The sequence below is a fragment of the Lysobacter sp. Root690 genome (assembly GCF_001427785.1).
Taxonomy (GTDB): Bacteria; Pseudomonadota; Gammaproteobacteria; order Xanthomonadales; family Xanthomonadaceae; genus Lysobacter.
The window spans coordinates 486-27459 of the sequence record NZ_LMHM01000013.1 but is presented as its reverse complement, the minus strand read 5'-3'; the positions used below and the strand labels follow the sequence as shown (position 1 = coordinate 27459).

39 protein-coding genes are annotated in these 26974 nt (G+C 64.9%); 8 read left to right on the top strand and 31 right to left on the bottom strand.

The window, feature by feature from the left end; translation table 11 throughout:
- The first annotated feature begins 25 nt into the window (after positions 1-25).
- The 7 genes from typA to pqqE all read left to right on the top strand — a co-directional run bounded on the left by typA (position 26) and on the right by pqqE (position 6726).
- Positions 26-1855 (top strand): translational GTPase TypA, encoded by a 1830-nt coding sequence (typA, locus tag ASD86_RS12180; RefSeq protein WP_056110783.1) that lies wholly within the window; start codon positions 26-28, stop codon positions 1853-1855.
- A gap of 78 nt (positions 1856-1933) precedes the next feature.
- Positions 1934-2470, top strand: coding sequence for a hypothetical protein (locus ASD86_RS12175; RefSeq protein WP_056110782.1), 537 nt, complete (start codon positions 1934-1936; stop codon positions 2468-2470).
- The gene (locus tag ASD86_RS12170; protein ID WP_056110780.1) at positions 2467-2940 is read left to right on the top strand and encodes a DUF2127 domain-containing protein; all 474 of its coding nucleotides are present in this window, start codon (positions 2467-2469) and stop codon (positions 2938-2940) included. The genes ASD86_RS12175 and ASD86_RS12170 overlap by 4 nt, the downstream gene beginning before the upstream one ends.
- A gap of 609 nt (positions 2941-3549) precedes the next feature.
- A complete protein-coding gene (gene pqqB, locus ASD86_RS12160) occupies positions 3550-4479 on the top strand; it encodes a pyrroloquinoline quinone biosynthesis protein PqqB (protein WP_056110777.1) in 930 nt (309 codons plus the stop codon).
- A gap of 35 nt (positions 4480-4514) precedes the next feature.
- Positions 4515-5261, top strand: a complete 747-nt coding sequence (gene pqqC, locus ASD86_RS12155; RefSeq protein ID WP_235567775.1) for a pyrroloquinoline-quinone synthase PqqC — start codon at positions 4515-4517, stop codon at positions 5259-5261.
- Positions 5258-5554 (top strand): pyrroloquinoline quinone biosynthesis peptide chaperone PqqD, encoded by a 297-nt coding sequence (pqqD, locus tag ASD86_RS27810; RefSeq protein ID WP_056110775.1) that lies wholly within the window; start codon positions 5258-5260, stop codon positions 5552-5554. The genes pqqC and pqqD overlap by 4 nt, the downstream gene beginning before the upstream one ends.
- Positions 5551-6726, top strand: a complete 1176-nt coding sequence (pqqE, locus tag ASD86_RS12145; RefSeq protein ID WP_235567744.1) for a pyrroloquinoline quinone biosynthesis protein PqqE — start codon at positions 5551-5553, stop codon at positions 6724-6726. The genes pqqD and pqqE overlap by 4 nt, the downstream gene beginning before the upstream one ends.
- Positions 6727-6756: 30 nt before the next feature.
- Here pqqE and ASD86_RS12140 read toward each other — a convergent pair whose 3' ends face one another.
- Positions 6757-7122, bottom strand: coding sequence for a hypothetical protein (locus ASD86_RS12140; RefSeq protein ID WP_056110773.1), 366 nt, complete (start codon positions 7120-7122; stop codon positions 6757-6759).
- 225 nt (positions 7123-7347) lie between these two features.
- On the opposite strand from ASD86_RS12140, the gene ASD86_RS12135 reads away from it, so the two are divergent.
- Positions 7348-8988 carry an amidase gene (locus ASD86_RS12135; protein WP_082578301.1) on the top strand — a complete coding sequence of 547 codons (1641 nt, stop codon included), beginning with the start codon at positions 7348-7350 and terminating at the stop codon, positions 8986-8988.
- 158 nt (positions 8989-9146) lie between these two features.
- On the opposite strand, the gene ASD86_RS12130 is transcribed toward ASD86_RS12135, so the two are convergent.
- The 30 genes from ASD86_RS12130 to rpsJ form a co-directional block, all read right to left on the bottom strand.
- Complete coding sequence (locus tag ASD86_RS12130; RefSeq protein ID WP_056110771.1) at positions 9147-9590, bottom strand: hypothetical protein; 444 nt, start codon at positions 9588-9590, stop codon at positions 9147-9149.
- 32 nt (positions 9591-9622) lie between these two features.
- Positions 9623-11017, bottom strand: a complete 1395-nt coding sequence (locus tag ASD86_RS12125; RefSeq protein ID WP_056110770.1) for a 3-deoxy-7-phosphoheptulonate synthase class II — start codon at positions 11015-11017, stop codon at positions 9623-9625.
- Positions 11018-11111: 94 nt separating this feature from the next.
- On the bottom strand, positions 11112-11612 hold the full coding sequence (locus ASD86_RS12120; protein WP_056110767.1) for a disulfide bond formation protein B: 501 nt from the start codon (positions 11610-11612) through the stop codon (positions 11112-11114).
- 337 nt (positions 11613-11949) lie between these two features.
- Positions 11950-12324 (bottom strand): 50S ribosomal protein L17, encoded by a 375-nt coding sequence (rplQ, locus tag ASD86_RS12115; RefSeq protein WP_031373811.1) that lies wholly within the window; start codon positions 12322-12324, stop codon positions 11950-11952.
- Positions 12325-12619: 295 nt separating this feature from the next.
- On the bottom strand, positions 12620-13618 hold the full coding sequence (gene rpoA, locus ASD86_RS12110) for a DNA-directed RNA polymerase subunit alpha (protein WP_036111743.1): 999 nt from the start codon (positions 13616-13618) through the stop codon (positions 12620-12622).
- Between the two features lie 158 nt (positions 13619-13776).
- Positions 13777-14406, bottom strand: coding sequence for a 30S ribosomal protein S4 (gene rpsD, locus ASD86_RS12105; RefSeq protein ID WP_036111747.1), 630 nt, complete (start codon positions 14404-14406; stop codon positions 13777-13779).
- A gap of 14 nt (positions 14407-14420) precedes the next feature.
- Positions 14421-14813, bottom strand: a complete 393-nt coding sequence (rpsK, locus tag ASD86_RS12100; protein WP_036111750.1) for a 30S ribosomal protein S11 — start codon at positions 14811-14813, stop codon at positions 14421-14423.
- 13 nt (positions 14814-14826) lie between these two features.
- Positions 14827-15183 (bottom strand): 30S ribosomal protein S13, encoded by a 357-nt coding sequence (gene rpsM / locus ASD86_RS12095; RefSeq protein WP_036111754.1) that lies wholly within the window; start codon positions 15181-15183, stop codon positions 14827-14829.
- A gap of 233 nt (positions 15184-15416) precedes the next feature.
- Positions 15417-16790: a preprotein translocase subunit SecY gene (gene secY, locus ASD86_RS12090; RefSeq protein WP_056110765.1), complete on the bottom strand. Its 1374-nt coding sequence runs from the start codon at positions 16788-16790 to the stop codon at positions 15417-15419.
- 7 nt (positions 16791-16797) lie between these two features.
- Entirely contained in the window at positions 16798-17235 is a 438-nt protein-coding gene (gene rplO / locus ASD86_RS12085) for a 50S ribosomal protein L15 (RefSeq protein ID WP_036111758.1), read from the bottom strand.
- 10 nt (positions 17236-17245) lie between these two features.
- Positions 17246-17452, bottom strand: coding sequence for a 50S ribosomal protein L30 (rpmD, locus tag ASD86_RS12080; RefSeq protein WP_056110763.1), 207 nt, complete (start codon positions 17450-17452; stop codon positions 17246-17248).
- Positions 17445-17984, bottom strand: coding sequence for a 30S ribosomal protein S5 (gene rpsE / locus ASD86_RS12075; protein WP_046657640.1), 540 nt, complete (start codon positions 17982-17984; stop codon positions 17445-17447). Before rpsE ends, rpmD begins: the two co-directional genes overlap by 8 nt.
- A gap of 181 nt (positions 17985-18165) precedes the next feature.
- Positions 18166-18519 carry a 50S ribosomal protein L18 gene (gene rplR, locus ASD86_RS12070; RefSeq protein WP_036111769.1) on the bottom strand — a complete coding sequence of 118 codons (354 nt, stop codon included), beginning with the start codon at positions 18517-18519 and terminating at the stop codon, positions 18166-18168.
- 66 nt (positions 18520-18585) lie between these two features.
- Positions 18586-19113, bottom strand: coding sequence for a 50S ribosomal protein L6 (gene rplF, locus ASD86_RS12065; protein WP_036111772.1), 528 nt, complete (start codon positions 19111-19113; stop codon positions 18586-18588).
- 14 nt (positions 19114-19127) lie between these two features.
- A complete protein-coding gene (rpsH, locus tag ASD86_RS12060) occupies positions 19128-19526 on the bottom strand; it encodes a 30S ribosomal protein S8 (RefSeq protein ID WP_036111776.1) in 399 nt (132 codons plus the stop codon).
- 145 nt (positions 19527-19671) lie between these two features.
- A complete protein-coding gene (gene rpsN / locus ASD86_RS12055) occupies positions 19672-19977 on the bottom strand; it encodes a 30S ribosomal protein S14 (protein ID WP_056110761.1) in 306 nt (101 codons plus the stop codon).
- 15 nt (positions 19978-19992) lie between these two features.
- Positions 19993-20535, bottom strand: a complete 543-nt coding sequence (gene rplE / locus ASD86_RS12050; RefSeq protein WP_036111783.1) for a 50S ribosomal protein L5 — start codon at positions 20533-20535, stop codon at positions 19993-19995.
- A gap of 11 nt (positions 20536-20546) precedes the next feature.
- On the bottom strand, positions 20547-20861 hold the full coding sequence (rplX, locus tag ASD86_RS12045; protein ID WP_036111786.1) for a 50S ribosomal protein L24: 315 nt from the start codon (positions 20859-20861) through the stop codon (positions 20547-20549).
- A gap of 16 nt (positions 20862-20877) precedes the next feature.
- Positions 20878-21246: a 50S ribosomal protein L14 gene (rplN, locus tag ASD86_RS12040; protein ID WP_031373826.1), complete on the bottom strand. Its 369-nt coding sequence runs from the start codon at positions 21244-21246 to the stop codon at positions 20878-20880.
- 14 nt (positions 21247-21260) lie between these two features.
- On the bottom strand, positions 21261-21530 hold the full coding sequence (gene rpsQ, locus ASD86_RS12035; protein ID WP_056110760.1) for a 30S ribosomal protein S17: 270 nt from the start codon (positions 21528-21530) through the stop codon (positions 21261-21263).
- Positions 21531-21539: 9 nt separating this feature from the next.
- Positions 21540-21725, bottom strand: coding sequence for a 50S ribosomal protein L29 (gene rpmC / locus ASD86_RS12030; RefSeq protein WP_036111794.1), 186 nt, complete (start codon positions 21723-21725; stop codon positions 21540-21542).
- A complete protein-coding gene (gene rplP / locus ASD86_RS12025) occupies positions 21725-22138 on the bottom strand; it encodes a 50S ribosomal protein L16 (RefSeq protein WP_036111797.1) in 414 nt (137 codons plus the stop codon). The genes rpmC and rplP overlap by 1 nt, the downstream gene beginning before the upstream one ends.
- A 6-nt stretch (positions 22139-22144) precedes the next feature.
- Positions 22145-22888 carry a 30S ribosomal protein S3 gene (rpsC, locus tag ASD86_RS12020; RefSeq protein ID WP_036111800.1) on the bottom strand — a complete coding sequence of 248 codons (744 nt, stop codon included), beginning with the start codon at positions 22886-22888 and terminating at the stop codon, positions 22145-22147.
- 14 nt (positions 22889-22902) lie between these two features.
- Positions 22903-23238, bottom strand: a complete 336-nt coding sequence (rplV, locus tag ASD86_RS12015) for a 50S ribosomal protein L22 (RefSeq protein WP_036111801.1) — start codon at positions 23236-23238, stop codon at positions 22903-22905.
- Positions 23239-23248: 10 nt separating this feature from the next.
- Complete coding sequence (rpsS, locus tag ASD86_RS12010) at positions 23249-23518, bottom strand: 30S ribosomal protein S19 (protein ID WP_031373832.1); 270 nt, start codon at positions 23516-23518, stop codon at positions 23249-23251.
- A 6-nt stretch (positions 23519-23524) separates the two neighbouring features.
- Positions 23525-24352, bottom strand: a complete 828-nt coding sequence (rplB, locus tag ASD86_RS12005; protein WP_036111804.1) for a 50S ribosomal protein L2 — start codon at positions 24350-24352, stop codon at positions 23525-23527.
- A 10-nt stretch (positions 24353-24362) separates the two neighbouring features.
- A complete protein-coding gene (rplW, locus tag ASD86_RS12000) occupies positions 24363-24659 on the bottom strand; it encodes a 50S ribosomal protein L23 (protein WP_056110758.1) in 297 nt (98 codons plus the stop codon).
- Entirely contained in the window at positions 24656-25261 is a 606-nt protein-coding gene (rplD, locus tag ASD86_RS11995) for a 50S ribosomal protein L4 (RefSeq protein WP_036111811.1), read from the bottom strand. The genes rplW and rplD overlap by 4 nt, the downstream gene beginning before the upstream one ends.
- A gap of 2 nt (positions 25262-25263) precedes the next feature.
- A complete protein-coding gene (gene rplC, locus ASD86_RS11990; RefSeq protein WP_036111814.1) occupies positions 25264-25920 on the bottom strand; it encodes a 50S ribosomal protein L3 in 657 nt (218 codons plus the stop codon).
- A 10-nt stretch (positions 25921-25930) separates the two neighbouring features.
- Positions 25931-26242 carry a 30S ribosomal protein S10 gene (gene rpsJ / locus ASD86_RS11985; protein WP_027070119.1) on the bottom strand — a complete coding sequence of 104 codons (312 nt, stop codon included), beginning with the start codon at positions 26240-26242 and terminating at the stop codon, positions 25931-25933.
- Positions 26243-26974: the final 732 nt, after the last annotated feature.

The window sequence follows — 26974 nt, the reverse complement described above, 5'->3', positions numbered from 1 at the left end:
ATAGCGCCTTCCGGCGTCCAATCGCATGTCCATCGAACGCCTGCGCAATATCGCCATCGTCGCCCACGTCGACCACGGCAAGACCACCCTCGTCGACTGCCTGTTGAAGCAGTCCGGCACCCTGTCCGAACGCACGGTGCTCGCCGAGCGCGCGATGGACAGCAACGACCAGGAAAAGGAACGTGGCATCACGATCCTGGCCAAGAACACCGCCATCACCTGGCAGGGCAACCGCATCAACATCGTCGACACCCCAGGCCACGCCGACTTCGGCGGTGAGGTCGAGCGCGTGCTGTCGATGGTCGACTCGGTGCTGATCCTGGTCGACGCGATGGACGGCCCGATGCCGCAGACCCGCTTCGTCACCCAGAAGGCCTTCGCGATGGGCTTCAAGCCGATCGTGGTGGTCAACAAGATCGACCGCCCGGGCGCCCGTCCGGACTGGGTCATCGACCAGGTGTTCGACCTGTTCGACAAGCTCGGCGCCACCAACGAGCAGCTCGACTTCCCGATCGTCTACGCCTCGGCGCTGCACGGCTACGCCAGCCTGGACGACGCCGCGCGCTCGGGCGACATGACCCCGCTGTACGAAGCGATCATGAAGCACGTCCCGCCGCCGGAAGTCGATCTCGACGGCCCGTTCCAGATGCGCATCAGCCAGCTGGACTACAGCAACTTCGTCGGCCTGATCGGCATCGGCCGCATCCAGCGCGGCAAGGTCCGCCGCAACATGCCGGTCAGCGTGGTCGACCGCGAAGGCAAGAAGCGCCAGGGCAAGGTCCTGCAGGTGCTCGGCTTCATGGGCCTTGAGCGCCTGGAGACCGAGGAAGCCGAGGCCGGCGACATCGTCGCCATCTCCGGCGTCGCCGACCTGTCGATCTCCGACACCGTGTGCGCGCTGGATACCCCCGAAGCCCTGCCCGCGCTGACCGTCGACGAGCCGACCATCAGCATGACCTTCCAGGTCAACAATTCGCCGTTCGCCGGCCAGAAGGAACACAGTGGCGGCAAGTTCCTCACCAGCCGCCAGCTGCGCGAGCGTCTGCAGCGCGAAACCCTGCACAACGTGGCGCTGAAGGTCGAAGAAGGCTCCGATCCGGACAAGTTCCTGGTCTCGGGCCGCGGCGAACTGCACCTGTCGGTGCTGATCGAAAACATGCGCCGCGAAGGCTTCGAGCTGGCGGTGTCGCGTCCGGAAGTCATCATCAAGGAAATCGACGGCAAGCTGATGGAGCCGGTCGAACAGTTGGTGGTCGACATCGAAGAGCAGCACCAGGGCGGCGTCATGGAGAAGCTCGGCACCCGCAAGGCTCAGCTCAAGGACATGGTGTCCGACGGCAAGGGTCGCGTGCGTCTGGACTACATGATCCCCGCTCGCGGTCTGATCGGCTTCCAGAACGAATTCCGCACGCTGACCCAGGGTTCGGGCCTGCTGTTCCATGTGTTCGACCACTACGGTCCGAAGGAACAGGGCGCGATCGCCAAGCGCATCAACGGCGTGATGATCGCCAATGCGCCGGGCACCACCCCGGCTTACTCGTTGGGACCGCTGCAGGAACGCGGCAAGCTGTTCGCTGCCGAAGGCGACAACGTGTATGAGGGCCAGCTGATCGGCATCCACTCGAAGGACAACGACCTCACCGTCAACGCGATCAAGACCAAGCCGCTGACCAACATGCGCGCCTCGGGCAAGGACGATGCGATCCAGCTGAGCCCGGCGATCAAGTACACGCTGGAACAGGCGCTGGACTTCATCGAAGACGACGAGCTGGTCGAAGTCACGCCGAAGGAAATCCGTCTGCGCAAGAAGTTCCTCACCGAAAGCGATCGCAAGCGCGCCTCGCGCGCGGCCTGATCGCCTGACCGGTAAGCAGTAATTGCAGTAGAGCCGCGCGTTTGGGGAACCAGCGCGCGTTGCAAGGATCGAAGTGAAATGGACTTACACGATCTGATCTGGTGGTTCGCGGGCCTCGCGCCCGGACTGCTGCTGGGCTGGTGGCTGGGCGCGCGCAAGCGCCCGGCCACGACCCAGGCCGAGGCGACGGCCACGCCGTCCCCGCCGCAACCGCAACTGCCGCCTGAGCCGCAGCCTGCGCCTGCGGTCGCGCAAAACGCGCCCGTACTCGCCGCGCCCGCCGCACCGGCACAGCAAACCGTCGCGCCGCCCGCACCCGAACCGCCCGCCCCCGCCGCTCCTGTATGGTCGCCGGAGGTGCAGGCGCTGTTCGACAAGGGCGAGACGATCGAAGCGATCAAGAAAATCCGCGCCACCCTCGGCGGCCCGGTCGCCCGCAAGGTCGCGCGCGAACACCTGAGCGAAGGCGAGTTCCGCCTACCCTCCGACATCCGCAAGCTCGCCGACGCGAACAAGAAACTCGAAGCGATCCGCCTGCTGTGCGATCAGACTCATATGGACATGCCGCTGGCTCAACGACTGGTTGAGCACTACGTCGCCCATCCAACCCGATGACCCAACCCGAAACGCACTACGACGCCAACCCCAAGGCCCACCCGGGCCTGCATGTGATCGCCGCGGTCGAAGCGGTCAAGGGCGCGCTCGCGCTCAGCGCGGCGAGCGGACTGGAATTGCTCGGGCCGGCGCCACTGCAGCGCTGGATCGGCGAACTGATCAAGCGTTTCCACCTGGACCCCGAGCACGGCTCGCTGGCGTGGCTCGCCCACACCATCAGCCCGCATTCGGTGCATCTCGCCGCGGCCGTCGTGCTCGCCTACGGATTGCTGCACCTGATCGAAGCCTGGGGCCTGTGGAAGGCGAAGGCCTGGGCCTCGTGGCTGGGCTGTCTCGGCGCCGCGTTGTACCTGCCGTTCGACATTTACGCGATGTTCCGCCATCCCGGCTGGCTGGCCACGGCGGTGCTGATCATCAACCTGATCGTGGTGTGGGTGCTGGCGCGCGACATCCTCAAGCGTCGGCAGTGATCGCACGTCGCGCATCGCGAAGTCGTTTGTAAGACGCGCGTCGGCAGCGACGCTTTTCGCTCAGCTCACGGCAACGGTCGGCACGCTCCGGGCCCAGTCCATCGACACGCGTGGACTGCGCCGGCGCCGATCGGATCGGCCGAACCGTCGAATCGATCCGATCGAAACGCGCCGCGCCTGCAGCCACGCCCCAAAATCCTCGAACCCGTTCCCGATGAACCCGAATTGTTAGCGACTGATTAAACCGCACCGTGCCTGGGTTCCACCCCGATCGGGCTGCAGTCACAGGCATCGCGCGCCGCGCCGGTGTATGGTTTCCAGGTCGCGGCGATCGGCCGCGATGCACGCCGCGCGCCGCATCGCGCGGCCTGCGCGTCCGAACCATCCGATGCGGGCGCGCGCATGCCGCTGCGCGCGCTGTCGATGCTGGCACGGCTCACTCCCCACCACGAGGAACGCTCATGAAGACTTGGTCCAAGCCTCAGATCCGCGAAATCTCGGTCGGCTGCGAAATCAATTCGTACTCCTCCGGCGACCTGTTCTGAGCATGCCCGCCTCTGCCGTCGCAACGCGCCCGGGGCCGCGCAGCCATTCGATGGATCATCGGTGATGCGCATCCTCGTACTCGGTGCGGCGGCCGGAGGCGGCTACCCGCAGTGGAACTGCAACACCCCCGGCAGCCAGCGCGCCTGGCGCCAGGAACCCGGCCACCAGCGCCGCACCCAGGCCAGCATCGCGGTCAGCGCCGACGACCAGCGCTGGCTGCTGATCAACGCCTCGCCCGACTTCCGCCAGCAGATCCTCGCCCAGCCCGCGCTGTGGCCGAAACGTGATCTGCGCCACTCGCCGATCGAAGCTGTGCTGCTGACCAGCGGCGAGATCGATCACATCGCGGGACTGCTGTCGATGCGCGAACGCCAGCGCTTCGACCTGTGGGCGAGCTCACGCGTACACGACGTGCTGAGCCAGAATCCGATCTTCGACTCGCTGCATCCCGATTACGTCGCGCGCAAGACGCTGACCCTGGATAAGCCGATCGAGGTCGCGGGCCACGACGCGCCGTTGGGCTTGTGGGTCAACGCGTTCAGCGTGCCCGGCAAGGTGCCGTTGTTCATGGAGTCGCGCGCGAACGGTAATCTGCAGGGCGGCGACGAAGAAACGGTCGGCCTGGAAATCAGCGATGGCCGCGAACGATTTCTCTACATCCCCGGCTGCGCCGCGATGACCGACGACCTGCGCCGGCGCTTGCACGGCGCCTCGCTGGTGTTGTTCGACGGTACCTTGTGGCGCGACGACGAAATGGTCCGCGCCGGCGTCGGCAGCAAGACCGGCGCGCGCATGGGCCATATGAACATCGCCGGCGACGGCGGCGAGGACGGCGGCACGCTCGCCGCATTCGCTCCGCTTGAAGTGCGGCGCAAATTGTTCATCCATCTCAACACCACCAACCCGCTGCTCGACGATCATTCGCCCGAACGCGCGCAGGCGCGCGCGCACGGCTGGGAAGTCGCCGAGGACGGCATGGAGCTGCAGCTGTGAACGCAAGCGCGACCCAGGCGATCGACACCGATTTCATCGGCGACGATGCGTTGCTGACCCCGGCGCAACTGGAAGCGCGGCTGCGCGCGATCGGCGCCGAGCGTTATCACGACAAACATCCGTTCCATCATCTGCTGCACAGCGGCCAGTTGAACCGCGGCCAAGTCCAGGCCTGGGCGCTCAACCGTTTCGAATACCAGCGTTGCATCCCGCTCAAGGATGCTGCCCTGCTCGCGCGCATCGAGGATCCGCAACTGCGCCGGGTCTGGCGCCAGCGCATCGTCGATCACGACGGCGAGCGCGACGGCGACGGCGGCATCGCGCGTTGGCTGCATCTGACCGATGCGCTGGGCCTGGACCGGGCGATGGTCGAATCCGGCCGCGCCCTGCTGCCTGCGACGCGTTTCGCGGTGCAGGCCTATATCCACTTCGTGCGCGAACGCAGCCTGCTCGAAGCGATCGCCTCCTCGCTGACCGAACTGTTCGCGCCGACCATCATCGGCCAGCGGGTCAGCGGCATGTTGGCCAATTACGATTTCGTATCGCGGCAATCGCTGGCCTATTTCGATTCGCGCCTGCACCAGGCGCCGCAGGACGCCGACTTCGCCCTCGACTACGTCAAGCGCCACGCCCTCACCCGCGAGCAGCAGGACGCGGTGTGCGCGGCGCTGCGGTTCAAGTGCGAGGTGCTGTGGTCGATGCTCGATGCGCTGCACCTGGCGTATGTAGAACCGCGCTTGATTCCTCCGGGTGCGTTCCGTCCGGATGAGGTGTCGGCATGAGCGCAACGATCGAATCGAACACGGTGCCGCGCTTCCCCGCCGGGGTTCGCCTGCAGCACGATCGCGCGCGCGATCAGTGGGTGCTGCTCGCGCCGGAACGGGTGGTCGAACTCGACGAGATCGCTCACGCCGTGCTCGCCCGCGTCGATGCCGCGAGCGACGTCGACACCATCGTGCAGGCGCTGGCCGCCGAGTACGGCGCCGAGCCTTCGCAAGTGCACGGCGACGTGATCGAACTGTTCGCGACCTTGCTGGAAAAGCGCATGCTCACGCTGAGCGCGCCGATGCCATGAGCGCCGAGGCCGCCAGCGTCGTCGGCATCGCCCCGGAGCTTGCGCCACGCAAGACGCCGACAGCCGTGCCCGCGCCGCCGCTGGCGGTGCTGCTGGAACTGACCCATCGCTGCCCGCTGTCGTGCCCGTACTGCTCCAACCCGCTGCAACTGGTCGGCATGCGCGAAGAACTGACCACCGCCGACTGGCTGCGCGTGCTCGATCAGGCCGCCGAGCTCGGCGTGCTGCAGGTGCATTACTCTGGCGGCGAACCGACCTTGCGCAAGGACCTGCCCGAGCTGCTGCGGCATGCGCGCGCGCTCGGCCTGTACTGCAACCTGATCACCTCCGGCGTCGGCGTGACGCGCGAGCGTCTGCAGGAGTTGCAGCAAGCTGGCCTGGATCATCTGCAGCTGAGCATCCAGGACAGCCAGGCCGCGGGCGCCGACCGCATCGCCGGTTACGCCGGCAGCCACGAACGCAAGCTCGCGCTGGCGCGCTGGTGCGGCGAACTCGATCTGCCGCTGACCCTCAACGCCGTCGTGCATCGGCACAACGCCGAACGCGTCGCGCAGATGATCGAACTCGCGCTCGACCTGGGCGCCGGCCGGCTCGAAGTCGCGCACACCCAGTACTACGGCTGGGGCCTGACCAATCGCGCCGCGCTGATGCCCACGCGCGCGCAACTCGATGCGGTCACCGCCGTGGTCGAGGACGCGCGCCAGCGGCTGCGCGGCCGGCTGACCATCGACTACGTCACTCCCGACTATTACGCGCGCCGGCCCAAGGCCTGCATGGGCGGCTGGGCGCAGCGCTTCGTCAACATCACCCCGGACGGCAAGGTGCTGCCCTGCCACGCCGCCGAGACCCTGACCGAGCTGCATTTCGACTCGGTGCGCGAACGCAGCCTCGGCGACATCTGGCGCGACTCCGACGCGTTCGTGCGTTACCGCGGCACCGACTGGATGCCCGAGCCCTGCCGCGGCTGCGAGCGCCGCGAAATCGACTGGGGCGGTTGCCGCTGCCAAGCGCTGGCGCTCAGCGGCCGCGCCGACACCCTCGATCCGGTGTGCGAGAAATCGCCCGATCACGCACGGGTTCGCGCTTTGGCCGAAGCCGAGTCGGCCGCGCCGGCGCCGGAGTTCGTCTACCGCCGCCTGCGCACGACAGGCGCCAAGGCCGCGACTGACTGACGCCGCGTTGGCGACTCGCGTCGGTAACCGTCAGTCCAGCAGCTCGCGCAGCCGCTCGAAATAATCGCCGCTCCATGTCGAATACAGCGCATCGTCGAGATTGACGATCCGATAGCCGTCGTCGACGTCGAAGTGGGAGAACACGCAACGGCACACGCCCAACGCAATCCAGACGATGGTCGCGCGATGCGCGGCGCGCGCGGTTGCGTCGCTCGATACCAGTTGCATGTCGGCGACGAGCGATTCGAACAAGCCCGCGTCGAACACGCCGAGCTCGAACAGCCCATGGCAGAACGTGCCTTCGATCGCGTCGTCGCGATTGCTCAGCAGATGGGCGATGGCCGCATCGATCCGCGGATCGCGCGGCGCGGCTTGAGTCGGAACCGTCGAAATCATCGCTGCGTCCTTTCGAATAGAAAACCCGCGCGGCCGCGACCACCCACCTCAAGCCGCGACGAGGCCACGAGACATCGTAACGGTGCCATCCGCACCGCGCGACGCAAGCACGCAGGCACCCCATCGTTCCGCCCGGGATCCTGGGCCGTTCGAACAGGCTTGCCGCGTCGCCGACTGCGGGCATACTCGAGCGAATCCCTCGCGCGCCACGATCAGGAACCGGCCATGCCCGCCTTTCATTGCACCGCCCGCCTCGGCCTCGCGGCGCTGACGCTCGCGCTGGCCGCATGCACCGGCACCCAGGCCGTGCGCGCGCCACGGCCGGTGGCGGCCTCCGACGAAGCCGCCAAGGGCTTCCTGCCGACCGACCCGCTGCGCCTGGCCGAAGCCGACACCGCCGCGCTGAGCGCGCGCATGGCCGGCGGCGAGCTCAGCAGCGTGCGCCTGACCCAGGGCTACCTCGACCGCATCGCCGCGCTCGACGACGCCGGCCCGCAGCTCAACGCGGTGATCGAACTCAACCCCGACGCGATCGCCGAAGCGCGCAAGCTCGACGAAGAACGCAAGGCCGGCCAGCTGCGCGGCCCGCTGCACGGCATCCCGGTGCTGATCAAGGACAACATCGACGCCACCCCGATGGTCAATTCGGCCGGCTCGCTGGCCCTGGCCGAACACCGGCCCAAGACCGACGCGCCGATCGTCGCCGCGCTGCGCCGCGCCGGCGCGGTGATCCTGGGCAAGACCAACCTCAGCGAATGGGCGAATTTCCGTTCGACCCATTCGATCTCCGGCTGGAGCGGCCGCGGCGGCCTGACCCGCAATCCCTACGTGCTCGACCGCACCGCCTGCGGCTCCAGCAGCGGCACCGGCGCGGCGATCGCCGCCAGCCTGGCCGCGGTCGGCGTCGGCACCGAAACCGACGGCAGCATCCTGTGCCCGGCAGCGATGAACGGCCTGGTCGGGTTCAAGCCCACGGTCGGGCTGGTCAGTCGCCAGGGCATCATTCCGATCTCGCACAGCCAGGACACCGCCGGACCGATGGCGCGCAGCGTCGCCGACGCCGCGCAACTGCTCAGCGTGCTCGCGTCGGCCGAAGCCGGCGGCGACAGCGCCGCGCTGGCCGGCGCCGACAAGCGTCTGGCCGATTACGTCGCCGGACTGGACGGCGACGCGCTGCACGGCGCACGCCTGGGCCTGCTGCGCGAATCGGGTGTCGGTCAGTTGCCGGCGATCGACGCCGCGCTCGAACGCGCGATCAAGACCTTGCGCGACGCCGGCGCCACCATCGTCGAGGTCAAGATCGCCACCGCGGGCCAGTGGGACCGCGCCGAGGGCGAGGTGCTGCGTTACGAATTCAAGGACGGCCTGGAGCGCTATCTGCGCGAAAGCGGCGCGCCGGTGAAAACACTCGGCGAACTGATCGCGTTCAACCTGGCCCACGCCGCGCGCGAGCAGCCTTACTTCGGCCAGGAACTGTTCGAGCAGGCCAACAAGAAGGGCAGCCTCAAGGACCCGGCCTACCGCAAGTTCGCCGCGCAGGCGCGGCAGCTCGCCGGCCCGCAAGGCATCGACGCGACGCTCAAGCGGCATAAGCTCGACGCGCTGATCGCGCCGGCCACCACGCCGGCCTTCATGGTCGATCCGGTCAACGGCGACCCGTTCGGCGGCGCCAGCTGGGGCGCGGCCGCGGTCGCCGGCTACCCGAGCCTGACCGTGCCGATGGGCGACGCCTCCGGCCTGCCGATCGGCCTGGTGTTCATGGGCAAGCGCTGGAGCGACGCGCAACTGCTGTCGCTGGGCTATGCGTTCGAACAACTGACCCTGGCGCGCACGCCGCCGGGGTATCGGGTGACGCTGAGTCCCTGAGTTCGCCTCGCGTCGTTAGCGCATCAGCCCCCTGTAGGAGCGGCGCAAGCCGCGACCACGACACCACGGCAACGACGCAAACACGTCCCGCCACCAAACCCCGAAAACCAAAAACCCGCCTCATCGGCGGGTTTTTGTTATCTGCATTCAAGCTCGCGTTACACCGACCGCCCAAGCCGCTTCCACACCTGCAGCAAGCCAATCAAATGAACCACGCCGATGCCAAGGCAAATCCCCGAACTCCACAGCCAGAAACTCACGCTGCGCCCCGGAAACGCACTCATCATCGGCACCGCGGCCACCCCGCGCAGCAGATACACCGCGGTGACCAGACCCAGCACCGTGCGCAGCAATGGCAATCGCCGCAACACACCCGCCGCGGAAAACGCGTACAGCGACCAGACCATCAGCACCGAGGCGATCACCAGCGTGGCGACCACCGGATACCAGTGACCCGCGATCGAGGCCTGCGCCATCCATTCGCCGGCCCCCAGCGCGCGATACCACGGCGCGCCGAACACGATGCAGCCCAGATGCAAAAAGGCGGCGAGCGCGCTGAGCGCACCCGCCGCCATCAAGGCCCGATTACGTTCGCCGCTCATGGTCCTTGCGAACCGATGACCGACAACCCGCCTCAGGCCGGCGCCGCGATCTGCGCCTGCTTGCGCACGATCAGCATCGCCACCTCCAGCGCCTGTTCGTAGTTCAAACGCGGATCGACCGTGGAACGGTAAGCGCGCTCGAGATCGCTCTCGGTCAACTCACGCGCGCCGCCCAGGCATTCGGTCACGTCTTCGCCGGTCAGCTCCAGATGCACACCGCCCAATCGCGTGCCGGCCGCGGCATGCAGCTCGAACGAGGTCTCGATCTCGGCGCGGATGTTGCGGAAGCGGCGGGTCTTGTAACCGTTGCTGGTGCTCTCGGTATTGCCGTGCATCGGATCGCACACCCATAGCACGCGACGACCGTCGCGACGCATCGCATCGAGCAGCGGCGGCAGCTTCTCGGCGACCGCGGTCGCGCCCATGCGATGGATGAAGGTCAACCGGCCCGGCTCGTCCTCGGGATTGAGCAGGTCGATCGTGCGCAGCAGCTGATCGGGCGTGACCGACGGACCGACCTTGAGCGCGATCGGGTTGCGGATGCCGCGGAAGTACTCGGCATGGGCGCCATCGACCGCGGCGGTGCGCATGCCGATCCACGGGTAGTGGGTGCTGAGATTGAAGTGGCCCCAGTGACGCGGCACCTGCCGGGTCATCGACTCTTCGTACGGCAGCAGCAGCGCTTCGTGCGAGGTGTAGAAATCGACCCGGTTGAGGTTGTGCACCTCCGAACCCGACAAGGTCTCCATGAAGCGCACCGCGTCGCCGATCGCGTTGACCATGCGCCGGTACTCGTCGGCCAGCGGCGAATGGCCGACCCAGCTCAGGTTCCAGTACTCGGGATGGTGCAGGTCGGCGAAACCGCCGTCGATCAGCGCGCGCACGAAGTTCATCGTCATCGCCGAACGCGCATGGCCCTTGATCATGCGACGCGGGTCGGGCCGGCGCGCGGCCTCGTTGAAGGCCGGCGCGTTGACCATGTCGCCGCGGTAGCTCGGCAGGGTCACGCCGTCGATGGTCTCGCTGTCGGCCGAACGCGGCTTGGCGTACTGGCCGGCGAAACGCCCGACCCGCACCACCGGCTTGCGCATGCCGTGGACCAGCACCAGGCTCATCTGCAGCAACACCTTCAGACGGTTGGAGATGACGTCCGACGAACACTGGTCGAAGCTCTCGGCGCAGTCGCCGCCTTGCAGCAAAAATCGCTTGCCTTCCTGCGCTTCGGCCAGTTGCTGCTTGAGCGAGAGGATCTCCCACGAGGTCACCAACGGCGGCAGCTGACGCAATTCCTGCAACGCGGATTCAAGATCGGCCGCGTCCGGATAGCTGGGCAACTGCAGTGCGGTGCGCTCGCGCCAGGAGGTCGGGCTCCAGTCGGCGGGCAGGTTGACGGCACGGAGGTTGCTGTTGCGATCGGAAGCGCTCATTTCCTTGATTCCAGTTGGTGTCGCGGTGTGTGGTGGGTGGTTGGGATGGATGGGAGGATGGAGACGGCGATGGAACGGCGAAGGCTTATCTGGTTCAACGGCCGCGGAACGCGGCATAGGCCGCCCACAGCGCCAGCACGACGAAGCAGACCAGGCTCCAGGCCGGCATGGACAGGCCCAGGAAGGTCCAGTCCACGTTGGCGCATTCGCCCGAACCCGTCATGACCTTCTTGATCACGCCGGTGATCGGCATCGCATCGAGCATGTAGTTCAGGCCCGGGCCGCAGGCCGGGACCTGGTCCGGCGGCAGGTGCTGCAGGCGCACGTGATTGCCGGCGACCGCGATACCGCCCAGCGAGGCTAGCAGGGCCAGCACGCCGTAACCGCGACGCCCGCCGGGCTTCTTGGGGCCGTGCAGCGCGCCGAGCAGAAACACCAGGCCGAGCGCGGCGAACGCCACGCGCTGGAAGATGCACAGCGGGCACGGCTCGAGGTGCTCGTAGAGCTGCAGGTAGAAGGCATACGCGAGCAGGCCCGCGCAGGCCAGAAAACCAAGCAGAAATTGAATCCGGAAGGAGGCTTTGAGGGGGTTCATGCTCACACCATACGGGTCTGGGTCGGGTCGTGCCAATGTCGAATCGGCATGTATTTTCGCAACGCGGCATTTCGTCGCAGCAACATCGACTGCGCCCGGGGACGAAAGTTGCCGCCCCGTTCACGACCCTGAAAACCCCTCCGATGCATGGGACGACCGAACCCTGCAACGGCGCGTCGCTTTCGACCGCAACCGTTGCGCGAGTAACCGTTGCCAGAACGCAAAAACCCCGGCCGAGGCCGGGGCTTTGCTGGCTGCCGCCACGACCGCGAACGGCCATGGACGGTAGAGGCTTGCAGATGGAACCACGCTGCGCCGGTCGCCCGGCGCGGCGGAATTACTCGGCCGCGGCTTGCGGACGATCGACCAGCTCGACGTAGGCCATCGGCGCATTGTCGCCAGCGCGGAAACCGCACTTGAGGATGCGCAGGTAACCGCCCGGACGCGACGCGTAGCGCGGGCCGAGTTCGACGAACAAGGTGCCGACGGCTTCCTTGTCACGCAGGCGCGAGAACGCCAGGCGGCGATTGGCCACGCCGTCCTTCTTCGCCAGGGTGATGAGCGGCTCGGCGACGCGACGCAGCTCCTTGGCCTTCGGCAGGGTGGTGCGGATGAGACCGTGCTTGATCAGCGAGGCGGCCATGTTGGTGAACATGGCGTCGCGGTGAGCACTGGTGCGGCTGAACTTACGGCCGGATTTCTGATGGCGCATGACTGTGATTCCTGATGAATGGTGAAACGGTTGGACTTCGCTGTCGCCATCCAGGCGTTGGAGCATTGGACTGCGGGTGGTCCGAACCGATCGGTCCTTGATCGGCGGGTCGCGGGCTTTTTTGTCCGTCGACGGGGTGGTGCTTGGTGCTTGTTACGAATTTTGGTGTTGCTTATGGATCAAGAGCCCACGCTTCGGGGAACCTCGGCGTGGACTCTTTTCGTTCCCGGCCCTGCGCAGGGCGCAGGGCGTTCGGCCCAGCCGCGCGGCAGTGCCGCGCGAGCTAGGCTGGGCCTCACCCCATCATCCCGTGCGAGGCGATGCCGGCGGGCGGCCAGTTTTCCAGCTTCATGCCGAGCGACAGGCCGCGCTGAGCCAGCACTTCCTTGATCTCGGTGAGCGACTTCTTGCCGAGGTTCGGGGTCTTGAGCAGCTCGACTTCGGTCTTCTGGATCAGATCGCCGACGTAGTAGATGCTCTCGGCCTTGAGGCAGTTGGCCGAACGCACGGTGAGCTCGAGATCGTCGATCGGACGCAGCAGGATCGGATCGATGCCGCTGGTGGCCGGCTTCGCCGCACCGCGGTCGCGGTGGGTGAAGTCGCCGAACACCGACAGCTGATCGGTGAGGATGTCGGCGGCGGTGCGCACGGCTTCCTCGGCGTCGATCGTGCCGTTGGTTTCGATGTCCAGCACCAGCTTGTCGAGGTCGGTGCGCTGCTCGACGCGCGCGGCTTCCACCGCGTAGGCGACGCGACGAACCGGCGAGAAGCTCGCGTCCAGCATCAGACGACCGATCGCGCGGGTTTCTTCGTCCGGACGACGGCGCGAAGCCGCCGGCTGGTAGCCGAAACCGCGTTCGATCTTCAGACGCATGTTGATCGCCGTATCCTTGGTCAGGTGGCAGATCACGTGGTCGGTGTTGAGGATTTCGACGTTGTGGTCGGTCTTGATGTCGCCGGCGGTGACGATGCCGGGACCCTGCTTGGCCAGCGACAGCGTCGACGCGTCGCCGGTGTGCATGCGGATGGCGACGTCCTTGAGGTTCAGCAGAACCTCCAGCACGTCCTCTTCCAGACCTTCGACCGTGGTGTATTCATGCAGCACGCCATCGATTTCGACCTCGGTGATGGCGAAACCCGGGATCGACGACAGCAGCACGCGCCGCAGCGCGTTGCCCAGCGTGTGGCCGTAACCGCGCTCCAGCGGCTCGATCACGACCTTCGCGCGATTGCCGGTGAGGCGTTCGATCTGCGGACCACGCGGGCGCAGTACCTGATTGGCGGTAACCGTCATGTTTCGGTGTCTCCAATGACCTCCACCGGGGGGCGGCGGGAGGCTTTAGCTCTTGGAGCCCTCTCTTAACGAGAGAGCGGCCGGTGCGCATGGCGCACCGACCTGGGTTGCGGGTTCTCCGCCGGATCCTGAGGGACGCCGGCGGATGCCCTGCACTATTACTTGCTGTACAACTCGACGATCAGCGCTTCGTTGATGTCGGCCGGCAGGTCCGCACGATCCGGAACCGCCTTGAACACGCCGCTGAACTTCTTGCTGTCCACTTCGACCCACGACGGCGACAGGTCCATCTGCGACGACACGGTCAGGGATTCCTGCACGCGAAGCTGCTTCTGGGCGCGCTCGGACAACGCGATCGCGTCGCCGGCCTTGACCTGGTACGACGGAAGGTTGACCGACTTGCCGTTGACGGTGACGCCGCGGTGCGAGACCAGCTGACGGGCAGCCGGACGAGTCACGGCGAAGCCCATGCGGTAGACGACGTTGTCGAGACGGGTTTCCAGCAACTGCAGCAGGTTCTCGCCGGTGTTGCCCTTCTTGGTCGAGGCCTTCTTGTAGTAGTTGCGGAACTGACGTTCCAGCAGACCGTAGATACGCTTGACCTTCTGCTTCTCACGAAGCTGGGTGGCGTAGTCGGACAGCTTGCCCTTGCGGGCGGTGGGGCCGTGCTGACCGGGCTTCTGCTCCAGTTTGCACTTCGAGTCGAGCGCGCGAGCGGACGACTTCAGACCAAGATCGGCGCCTTCGCGACGGGCGAGCTTACAGGTGGGGCCAATATAACGAGCCATTTTTCTTCAGCTCCTCAGACGCGACGCTTCTTCGGCGGACGGCACCCGTTGTGCGGGATAGGCGTCACGTCGATGATGTTGATGATCTTGTAACCGACGTTGTTCAAGGAACGAACGGCGGACTCACGACCCGGACCCGGGCCCTTGATGCGCACTTCCAACGACTTGACGCCGTAGTCGAGCGCAGCACGGCCAGCCTTTTCGGCTGCCACCTGGGCGGCGAACGGGGTCGACTTGCGGGAACCGCGGAAACCCGCGCCGCCCGAGGTCGCCCACGAGAGCGCGTTGCCCTGGCGGTCGGTGATCGTGATGATGGTGTTGTTGAAAGAAGCGTGGACGTGGGCGATACCGTCGGTGACGATGCGCTTGATCTTCTTCTTGGTCTTGACTGCTGCCGGCTTGGCCATGGTCTAGGTTCCCTTACTTCTTGATGGCCTTGCGCGGACCCTTGCGGGTACGTGCGTTGGTACGCGTGCGCTGACCACGCAGCGGCAAGCCGCGGCGGTGACGCAGGCCGCGGTAGCAGCCCAGGTCCATCAAACGCTTGATCGCAATACCGACCTCGCGACGCAAGTCGCCTTCGACCACGAACTTGCCGACTTCGGCGCGCAAGCGCTCGACTTCGGGCTCGGACAGGTCACGGATCTTCGTGGTCGAAGTCACACCCGCCGTCTGGCAGATCTGCTTCGAACGGGTACGGCCGATGCCGAAAATGCTTTGCAGGCCAACCCAGACATGCTTCTGGGCAGGCAAATTAACGCCCGCAATACGCGCCATAAGGCGATCTCCAACTGATTTGGCGGCCGAGACGGATTAATCCCGGCGGAGTGAACTGGAAATTATATCTAGGTCTCGGGTTAATAGGAAGCCCCGCGGCACCAAAGGTGCCACGGAACCACGGCATGGGGAGTGTGCCCATGCTCCGGCGACGAGTCTGAACTGGCTGAACAATGCGATGACCTGCCCTGCCCAGCCCCGCGCGCTACTCTGGCGCGCGGAACGGTCCTGACTCACCCGCGCGCGAGACCGCCGCGCGAGCCGCCCTTCAAGTTCGCTTTCTTCAACAGGCTCTCGTACTGATGCGACATCAGATGAGCCTGGATTTGAGCGATGAAATCCATGATCACGACCACCACGATCAACAGCGACGTACCGCCGAAGTAGAACGAGGTGCCGAGCTGGGTACGCATGACCTCCGGAAGGAGGCAGACGATCACCAGGTAAATTGCGCCGGCCGCCGTCAAGCGGGTCAGCACGCCGTCAACATAGTCCGCGGTGGCCTTGCCGGGGCGAATGCCCGGGATCAGCGCGCCCGACTTCTTGAGGTTGTCGGCGGTTTCCTGCGAATTGAACACCAGCGCGGTGTAGAAGAACGCGAAACCGATGATCAAGCCAGCATACAGGATCATGTGGACCGGCTCGCCCGGGCTGAGCCACTGGCTCAGGCGCTGGAGGAAACCGGACACGCCGCTGCCGCTGTTGCTCTGGGCGAACCAGGTCGCGGCGGTGGCGGGGAACATCACGATGCTGGAGGCGAAGATCGCCGGAATCACGCCCGACATGTTGAGCTTCAACGGCAGGAACGACGCCTGATTCATGTAGGCGTTGCGACCGCCCTGGCGACGCGCGTAGTTGACCGTGATCCGACGCTGGCCGCGTTCGACGAACACCACCAGGTAGGTGAAGGCCACCACCAAGGCGATGATCAGAATCGCCACGATCGGACTCATGTCGCCGTTGCGGATCTGCTCGAACATCTGGATCACCGCGGCCGGAAGGCCGGCGACGATACCCGCGAAGATGATCAGCGAAACGCCGTTGCCGACGCCGCGCTCGGTGATCTGCTCGCCCAGCCACATCAGGAACATGGTGCCCGCCGTCAAGGCGATCACCGCGGTCAGGATGAAGCCCATGCCCGGTGCGTAGACCACCGGCGTGCCGTCGGGCGCGAGGCTCGACTGCAGGCCCGTGGCGATGCCCCAGGCCTGGAAGATCGCCAGCGGAATCGCACCCATGCGCGACCATTGATTGATCTTGCGACGACCCGATTCGCCTTCCTTCTGGATGGCTTTCAGGCTCGGCACGATCTGCACCAGCAGCTGCACGATGATGGACGCCGAGATATACGGCATCACGTTCAACGCGAACAGGCTGAAGCGGTGCAGAGCGCCACCGGAGAACATGTTGAACATGTCCACGATGGTGCCCTGCTTGGTCTCCATGAACTTGACCATCGCTTCCGGGTTGATACCCGGCACCGGGATGTAGCTGCCGATGCGATAGACGATCAACGCGCCGATGACGAACAGCAAACGCTGACGCAACTCGGTGAACTTACCGAGTCCGCCGCCGATTCCAGCCATTGCGTTGCCGCTGCGCGCCATTGAGCCCTTACTCCTCGACCTTGCCGCCGGCCGCTTCGACCGCGGCCTTCGCGCCGGCCGTGGCCAGCACGCCCTTGAGCACGAACTTCTTGGTCAGCTCGCCCTTCTTCACGATCTTGGCCTGCTTGGCGTTGCTCGGAACCAGCTTCGCGGCCTTGAGCGCGGCGAAATCGATCTCGCCGGCTTCCAGCTTGTCCAGCTGATACAGCAGCACTTCGGCCGTGTCGTTCTTCAGCTTGGAGCGGAAGCCGATCTTCGGCAGACGACGCTGCATGGGCATCTGGCCGCCTTCGAAACCGGCCTTGATCTTGCCCTTGCCCGAACGCGCGAACGAACCCTTGTGGCCGCGGCCCGCGGTCTTGCCGAGGCCCGAACCGATACCGCGACCGACACGCTTGCGGTCTTCGCGGGCGCCGTCAGCCGGCTTGAGTGTATTGAGACGCATGATGTGCTCCTTAGCCCTCGACCTGAACCAGGTAGTGGACCGTATTGATCAGGCCACGAACCTGCGGGCTGTCTTTCAGCGTCCGCACGTCGTTGAGCTTGTTCAGGCCGAGCGCCTTCACCGACAGGCGGTGACGCGACTGACAGCCACGCAGACCCTTGACCAGGCGCACCGTGACGGTGCCGCCTTCGACGGGCGTGTTAGCAGCCTTAGCCATGGTTGAGATCCTCCACCTTCTTGCCGCGCTTGGCCGCGATCTTGGCCGGCGAGTGCATGCCGGTCAGACCCTTGAGCGTAGCGCGAACCAGGTTGATCGGGTTACGCGAACCGGTGGCCTTGGCCAGCACGTTCTTGACGCCGACCGCTTCGAGCACGGCGCGCATCGCGCCGCCGGCGATCACGCCGGTACCTTCCGACGCCGGCTGCATGTACACATGCGCCGCGCCATGGCCCGACTTCACGGCATGCCACAAGGTGCCGCCGTTGAGGTCCACGTTGTTCATCGCCTTGCGGGCGTATTCCATCGACTTCTGGATCGCGACCGGCACTTCGCGCGCCTTGCCGTAGCCGAAGCCGACCTTGCCGTTGCCGTCACCGACCACCGTCAACGCGGTGAAGGTGAACTGGCGACCGCCCTTGACGGTCTTGCTGACGCGGTTGACCGCGATCAGCTTCTCGATCATGCCGTCGTCGATCTCTTCGCGGTTGCGATCACGGTCGCGGCCCCGCGGGGCTCTATCGTCTGCCATTTCGGTGTCTCGTTGATTAATGGGATTTGCGGCGTGGCCGCTTATGATTGTGAAGTGGTTCGGGTGCCTCGCCGTGGCGGGAATCCACCAGAGCGCCCGACACAAGCCCGTGTCGGCGGTTGAAACTATTCGGTGCGAAAGGCGTGGAGACGAATCTCCACGCTTTCAAGTCTCGAAAGACTTAGAACTGCAGACCGCCTTCGCGAGCGGCATCGGCCAGCGCCTTGATGCGGCCGTGGTAGCGGTAGCCCGAGCGGTCGAACGCGACCTTCTCGATGCCCGCGGCCTTGGCGCGCTCGGCGATCATCTTGCCGACCTTGACGGCGGCTTCGGCGTTCTTGCCGTTCTTCAGGCCTTCCTTGACGTCGGCCTGCACGGTCGAAGCCGAAGCCAGGACCTTGGAGCCGTCGGCGGTGAAGACCTGGGCGTACAGGTGCTGACCGGTGCGCAGCACGGTCAGACGGGCGACGCCGAGATTGCGGATGTGCGACCGGGTCGACTTGGCGCGGCGCAGACGAGCGATGTTCTTGTTCATGTTCTGATCTCCGAAAGCTGAAGGCTTGGTGTCGTGGGAGCCGATGCGGGACCGGCGCCCTACCCGTTAGGCCTTCTTGGCTTCCTTGCGGATGATGACTTCGCCGGCGTACTTCACACCCTTGCCCTTGTAGGGCTCCGGCGGACGGAAACCGCGGATCTTGGCGGCAACTTCACCGACGCGCTGCTTGTCCGCGCCCTGGACCAGGATTTCGGTCTGGGTGGGAGTCGCGATGGTGATGCCTTCCGGAGCCTTGAACAGGACCGGATGGGAGAAACCCAGGGCCAGGTTCAGGTCGGCGCCCTGCATCGAGGCGCGGTAACCGACGCCGACCAGCTCGAGCTTGCGCTCGAAGCCTTCGGACACGCCCTTCACCATGTTGGCGAGGATCGCGCGCAGGGTGCCGGTCAGCGGGATCAGCGCCGCGTCTTCGGTGGTGAACAGCGCTTCGCCGTTCTCGACCTTGAGGCTGATGGCGGCCGGCTTACCGATCGACAGGGTGCCCTTCGGGCCCTTGGCGGCGATCGAATCGGCCTGGATGTTGAGTTCGACGCCCTTCGGGAGAGCGATCGGCTTCTTGGCAACTCGGGACATGGTCGTTTACTCCCTTAAGCCACGAAGCACAGGACTTCACCGCCGACGCCCTGCTGGCGCGCCTGCGCATCGGTCATGATGCCCTTGGAGGTGGAGATGATCGCGATACCCAGGCCGCCGAGGACCTTCGGGATCGCGTCCTTGCCGCGGTACTGACGCAGGCCCGAGCGGGAGTAGCGCTGCAGGCGCTCGATCACCGGCTTGCCTTCGTAGTACTTCAGCGAAATTTCGAGTTCGGACTTGCCCGGACCGATTTCGGTCACGCGCGAATCCAGGATGTAACCCTCGTCCTTCAACACGGCGGCGATCGCCACCTTGATCTTGGAAGCGGGCATTTTCACCGTCTGCTTGCGCACAGCGGCCGCATTCTTGATGCGGACCAGCATGTCGGCGATGGGATCAGTCATGCTCATTGTGAGTCACCTATGAGTAGCACCGATATCCGCGGGATTGCGAATTTCAGTAGTAATTACAACGGGTTACAGCGCTTTCAATAACGCCGCCGCGGCCCGAGGGCCGCGGCGGTTGAACCGGGTAGCCGGCTATCGTACCAGAGATTTACCAGCTTGCCTTACGCAGGCCCGGCACATCGCCGCGCATGGTGGCTTCGCGCAGCTTGTTGCGGCCGAGGCCGAACTTGCTGTAGACGCCGCGCGAACGACCGGTCAGGACGCAGCGGTTGCGCTGGCGGCTCGGCGAGGAGTCGCGCGGCAGCTTCTGCAGCTTGATGACCGCCTCGGCCTTCTCTTCGTACGACGAGTTGTCGCTGGAGATGATCTTCTTGAGCGCATCACGCTTGCCGGCGAACTTCTTCGCCAGCTTGGTCCGCTTGATGTCGCGGTTGATCATGGAAGTCTTAGCCATTGTTCAATCCTAGACTCAGTTGCGGAACGGGAAGCGGAAGGCTTCGAGCAGGGCCTTGGCCTCGGCATCGGTCTTCGCGGTCGTGGTGATCGCGATGTCCATGCCGCGCAGCGCGTCGACCTGGTCGAAATCGATTTCCGGGAAGATGATCTGTTCCTTGACGCCCATGTTGTAGTTGCCACGGCCGTCGAACGAACGGCCGGAGACACCACGGAAGTCGCGCACGCGCGGCAACGAGATGTTGACCAGGCGGTCGAGGAACTCGTACATCTTGGCGCGACGCAGGGTGACCTTGGCGCCGATCGGCCAACCGTCGCGGATCTTGAACGAAGCCACCGACACGCGGGACTTGGTCACGATCGGCTTCTGGCCGGCGATCTTGGTCATGTCCGCAACGGCATTTTCCAGGATCTTCTTGTTGGTGGCCGCTTCGCCCACGCCCATGTTCAGGGTGATCTTGACGAGGCGCGGCACTTCCATCGGGTTCTTGTAGCCGAACTTCTCAGTCAGCACCGGAACCACTTCTTTCTTGTAGAACTCTTCCAGACGGGTGGTCATTTCAGCATTCCTCAGGCGTCAACCGCCTCACCACTGGAGCGGAACACACGCAGTTTGCGTCCATCCTCCAGTACCTTGAAACCGATGCGCTCGCCCTTGCCGGAGGCCGGGTTGAACAGCATGACGTTGGAAATGTGAATCGGCGCTTCGCGCTCGATCACGCCGCCCGGCTGATTGGCCTGCGGATTCGGCTTGGTGTGGCGCTTGATGATGTTGATGTTCGACACGACGACCTTGTCGCCGAGCACGCGCACCACATCGCCCTTCTTGCCCTTGTCCTTGCCGGCAGTGACGATCACTTGATCGCCCTTCTTGATACGGTTCATGGTCTAGTTCCTCCGCTCAGAGCACTTCAGGCGCGAGCGAGACGATCTTCATGAACTTCTCCGAGCGAAGCTCGCGAGTCACGGGTCCGAAGATACGGGTGCCGATCGGCTCATGCTTGTTGTTGAGCAACACCGCGGCGTTGCCATCGAAGCGGATCAGCGAGCCGTCCGGACGGCGCACACCCTTGCGGGTGCGAACCACGACGGCGTCATAGACGTCGCCCTTCTTGACCTTGCCACGCGGGATCGCGTCTTTCACGGTGACCTTGATGATGTCGCCAATGTGCGCGTAACGGCGCTTGGAGCCGCCGAGCACCTTGATGCACATCACTTCCTTAGCACCGGAGTTGTCGGCCACGCCGAGGTAGCTTTGCATCTGGATCATGGTTCAGCCTCCTCTTAAATGGCCGCGCGGCTGACGATTTCAACCACGCTCCAGTTCTTGGTCTTGGACATCGGAGCAATTTCCTTCACCCGCACGATATCGCCTTCTTTGCAGGCGTTTTCGGCGTCGTGGGCGTGGAGCTTGGTCGAGCGACGGATGTACTTGCCGTACAGCGCGTGCTTGACCTGGCGCTCGACGAGCACGGTGACGGTCTTGTCCATCTTGTTGCTGACGACCCGGCCTTCAACCGTGCGCAGCGCCTTGTCTGTATTGTTGTCGGTCATGGCGGGTCCTTACTTCTTCTCGCCCAGCAGCATGTTCACGCGAGCAATCTCGCGCTTCACACGGCGGGCTTCATGGGTCTTTGCGAGCTGACCGGTGGCCTTCTGCATGCGCAGAGCGAAGCTCTCCTTGTGCAGGTCGACCAGGTGGGCCTTGAGCTCGTCCGCCGACTTCTGGCGCAGTTGCTTGAGTTCCATTAGCGCACCGTCCGGGTAACGAAAGTGGTGGTCACCGAGAGCTTGGCGGCGGCCAGGCGAAACGCTTCACGCGCCACGTCTTCGGCCACGCCTTCGATCTCGTAAATCATGCGACCGGGCTGGATCTGAGCGACCCAGTACTCGACGTTGCCCTTACCGGAGCCCATTCGGACTTCGATCGGCTTCTTGGTGATCGGCTTGTCCGGGAACACGCGGATCCACATCTTGCCGCCGCGCTTGACGTAGCGGCTGATCGAGCGGCGGGCCGCTTCGATCTGGCGCGCGGTCAGCTGACCGTGCGCGGTCGCCTTGAGGCCGTATTCGCCGAAGCTAACGGCATTGCCGCTCCAGCTCAGGCCATCATTGCGGCCCTTGTGCACCTTGCGGTACTTGGTTCGCTTGGGTTGCAACATGATGGATTACCTCTGTTCGCGGGCAGGACGGCCCGGGCGGTCGTTACGATCACCGCGATCGCCGCGGTCACCACGATCGCTGCGCGGCGAATCGTCCTGCTTCTCTTGGCCGACCTGGGAGAAATCGAAGATTTCGCCCTTGTAGACCCATACCTTGATGCCGATGATGCCGTACGTCGTCTTGGCTTCAGCGAAGCCGTAGTCGATGTCGGCGCGCAGCGTGTGCAGCGGCACGCGACCTTCGCGGTACCACTCCGAACGCGCGATTTCGGCGCCGTTGAGGCGGCCGGCGACGTTGACCTTGATGCCCAGGGCACCCAGGCGCATCGCATTGCCGACCGCGCGCTTCATCGCGCGGCGGAACATGATGCGGCGTTCGAGCTGCTGCGCGATGGACTCGGCGACCAGCTGCGCGTCGAGTTCCGGCTTGCGGACCTCGGTCACGTTGATGTGCGCCGGAACGCCCATCAGGGTGCTGACTTCCTTACGCAGCTTCTCGATGTCCTCGCCGCGCTTGCCGATCACCACGCCCGGACGGGCGGTGTGGATCGTCACGCGGGCGTTGTTCGCCGGACGCTCGATGAAGATCTTGGAAATACCCGCTTGAGCAAGCTTCTTGCGGAGCATCTCGCGGACCTTGAGGTCGGCGGCGAGGTACTCGGCATACTGCTTCTTGCCGGCAAACCACTTGGAATTCCAGTCCTTGGAGATACCAAGGCGGATTCCGGTCGGATGAACTTTATGACCCATTGTCTGACTCCGCCTTACTTGCCGGCGCCCACAACCACAGTGATGTGGCTGGTGCGCTTGAGGATGCGGGTGCCGCGGCCTTTCGCACGAGCCATAAAGCGCTTCAGTGCGGGACCCTCGTCCACCATGATGGTCGTGACCTTGAGCTCGTCGATGTCAGCGCCCTGGTTGTTCTCGGCGTTGGCGATGGCGGACTCCACGACCTTGCGGATCAGTGCAGCTGCCTTCTTGTCCGAGAACTTCAGCAGGTTGACGGCGCGCTCGGCCGACAGACCGCGCACTTGGTCGGCGACCAGGCGGGCCTTCTGCGGGGAGATGCGCGCGGTGCGCAGGATGGCTTTCGCTTCCATGGTCATCTCCTTACTTACCCGACTTCTTGTCGCCGCCGTGACCCTTGAACGTACGGGTCAGGGCGAATTCGCCAAGCTTGTGGCCAACCATGTTTTCGTTGACCAGCACCGGGATGTGGTTTTTGCCGTTGTGCACGGCGATGGTGAAGCCCACCATTTCCGGCAGCACCATCGAGCGGCGCGACCAGGTCTTGATCGGCTTCTTGTTGTTGCCCGCGGTCTCCACCTTCTTGATGAGATGGTGGTCGACGAACGGACCTTTTTTGAGAGAACGTGCCATGGCCGATTAACCCCTGCGATCGCGCACGATGAATTGCGTGGTGCGCTTGTTCTTGCGCGTCTTGTAACCCTTGGTCGGAACACCCCAGGGGGTGACCGGATGCGGGTTGCCCTGGCCAGCCTTCGCCTCACCACCACCGTGCGGGTGGTCGACGGGGTTCATGGCGGCGCCGCGGACGGTCGGCTTGATACCGCGCCAGCGCTTGGCGCCGGCCTTGCCGAGCTTCTCGAGGCTGTGCTCGTCGTTGCCGACTTCGCCGATGGTCGCGCAGCAGTCGACCGGCACCTTGCGCATTTCGCCGGAGCGAAGACGCAGCGTGGCGTAACCCTGTTCGCGAGCGACCAGCTGGACGCCGGCGCCGGCGGCGCGGGCGAGCTGAGCGCCCTTGCCCGGCTTCATCTCGATGCAATGCACCGTGGAGCCGACCGGGATGTTGCTCAGCGGCAGCGTGTTGCCGACGCGGATCGGGGCGTCACGGCCAGCGATCACCTGATCGCCGTCCTTCAGGCCCTTGGGGGCGATGATGTAACGACGCTCGCCATCGACGTAGCACAGCAGCGCGATGTGCGCGGTGCGGTTGGGATCGTATTCGATCCGCTCGACGCGGGCCGGAATGCCGACCTTGTCGCGCTTGAAGTCGATGATGCGGTAATGCTGCTTGTGGCCACCGCCGATGTGACGGGTGGTGATGCGGCCGTGGTGGTTACGACCGCCGCTCTTGCTCTGCTTTTCGACCAACGCCGCGTGCGGCGCGCCCTTGTGCAGGCCCGGGGTCACGACGCGAACCGCGTTGCGGCGGCCGGCGGACGTGGGCTTGAATGTCATCAATGCCATGGATCTTTCCTCAGGCCTTGGCCATCACGTCGATCGACTGGCCTTCGGCCAGCTTCACGTACGCCTTGCGCCAGTCGGCGCGACGGCCCATGCGGAACTTGAAGGCTTTGTTCTTGCCCTTCACGTTGACCACATTGACAGCCTCGACCTTCACGTCGAACAGCTTTTCCACGGCGATTTTGATATCGGCCTTGGTAGCGTCCGTCGCGACTTCGAAGACGTATTGGTTGGAGACTTCCTGCAGACGGGCGGTCTTTTCGGACACGCGCGGCGCGCGGATGATGCTGTAGAGCTTGGCCTCGTTCATGCCAGCCACTCCTCGATCTTCTTGACCGCATCGGCGGTGAACACGATCGAATCGGCGCCGACGAGGGCGACCGGATCGAGTCCCTGCACGTCGCGGACTTCCACGTAAGGCAGGTTGCGCGCCGAGAGATACAGGTTCTCGGAGGCTTCCTCGGTGACGAGCAGCGGACGACGGCCCATGTCGAGCGACTTCAGCATGGAGATCATGCCCGAGGTCTTCGGCGAGTCGATGTCGAGCTTTTCGACGACGGTGATGCGGCCCTGGCGGTTGAGTTCCGACAGGATCGACGCGATCGCCGCGCGGTACATCTTGCGATTCACCTTCTGGGCGAAGCTGCGCGGCTTGGCCGCGAAGGTCACGCCGCCGCCGACGAAGATCGGAGCCGTCAGCGCGCCATGACGCGCACCGCCGCCCTTCTGCTTCTTCGACTTCTTGGTGGTGCCGTTCACTTCCGAACGCGTCTTCTGCGCCTTGGTGCCGGCGCGGCCCGCGTTGCGGTAGGCCACGACCACCTGGTGAATCAGGTCTTCGCTGAATTCGCGATCGAAGATGGCGTCGGAAACCGACAGCTTCTTGTCGCTACCGTTGATGGCAAGTTCCATCGTTATGCTCCCTTGCTCGACGGGCGGACGATCACGTCACCGCCCGGAGCGCCCGGCACGGCGCCCTTGATCGCGATCAGGCCGCGCTCGGCGTCGACCTTGACCACTTCCAGGCCCTGCGTGCTCTGCTGAACGAAACCCATGTGACCGGACATCTTCTTGCCCGGAAACACGCGGCCCGGCGTCTGACGCTGGCCGATAGAACCCGGCGAACGGTGCGACAGCGAGTTACCGTGGGTCGCGTCGCCCATCTTGAAGTTCCAGCGCTTGATCGTGCCCTGGAAGCCCTTGCCCTTGGTGATGCCCTGGACGTCGACGATCTGGCCCACTTCGAAGATGTCGGCCTTGATTTCGCCGCCGACTTCGAACGCGCCGATCTTGTCGTCTTCCACGCGCAGTTCCCACAAGCCGCGACCGGCTTCGACCTTCGCCTTGGCGAGGTGTCCGGCTTCGGGCTTGTTGACGAGCGCCGCGCGGCGCACGCCGACGGTCACCTGCACGGCGCTGTAGCCGTCGGTATCCGTGGTCTTGATCTGGGTAATGCGGTTCGGGGTCGCCTCGATCAGGGTCACCGGAACCGATTTGCCGTCTTCAGTGAAGAAGCGGCTCATGCCGGCCTTGCGACCGACGATGCCCAACGAATATTTCTTCGCGGTCATAGTGGTGGCCTCAGGTCAGCTTGATCTGCACGTCGACGCCAGCCGCGAGTTCGAGCTTCATCAGCGCGTCCACGGTCTTGTCGTTCGGGTCGACGATATCGAGCACACGCTTGTGCGTGCGGGTTTCGTACTGGTCACGCGCGTCTTTGTCGACGTGCGGGGACACCAGGATGGTGTAACGCTCGATCTTGGTCGGCAGCGGGATCGGGCCGCGCACTTGCGCGCCGGTCCGCTTAGCCGTCTCGACGATCTCGCTGGCCGAACGGTCGATCAAACGATGATCGTACGCCTTCAGCCGAATCCGGATCTTTTGGTCCGCCATGACGGAATTCCTTGGTTGAAAGAGCGACGGGACGGCTTCTGGGTGCGCCGACCCCACGAAATGCAAACACTCCAGGACAACACCCTCGCCCCGGAGCTTCCCTGCCTGGAAAAGCTAAGGCGGCCCGGTTACCCGGCCCGCCCAGACGGAATAGAACGCAGGAAGGGCCCCATCAGCGTTCTTTGGATGCCCTTGCGGGCCCAGAACGTATGGAGCGCTGCCGTGCGACATGTCCCTGTCTGGCGAATACGAGGGGCATCCTGCTCCTCATTTCGCTGGTTGCGCCGCCCCGGCGTGAACAGGGGTGGCGCGGTGGTCGCGCATTCTACATGCAGCTTGGAGCGGAGTGCAAGCACTCGGCTCGTCGGGCTATGAATACGGCCTGCCCTTGCGGGCCTGGCTTGGACTACCGGTTTTCTCAATCGGGGTCGCGGGACCGCGATTGAGAAAACCGGCGACGGTTTTGAGCCGTCGCGGGTTTCTTTGGGGCGGGCGGCTATCCGGGGATGCCGCTTTAAAGCATGAAGCTGGAACCGAAGATCTGTCGCCACCGGCTTTCGACCCCGGCCATCGCGCAGAGCGCGATGGCGTTCGGCGCCACGCGACATGCGCTTCAACGCACGTGGCAAGCGGTGTCGCCTCACCCCCGCTTTCGCGGGAATGACGAATCGGCAAAGCCGTGCGCGCTTACGCGCGCACGGGCCGATTCGTCACTTGATGATCTTCGCCACC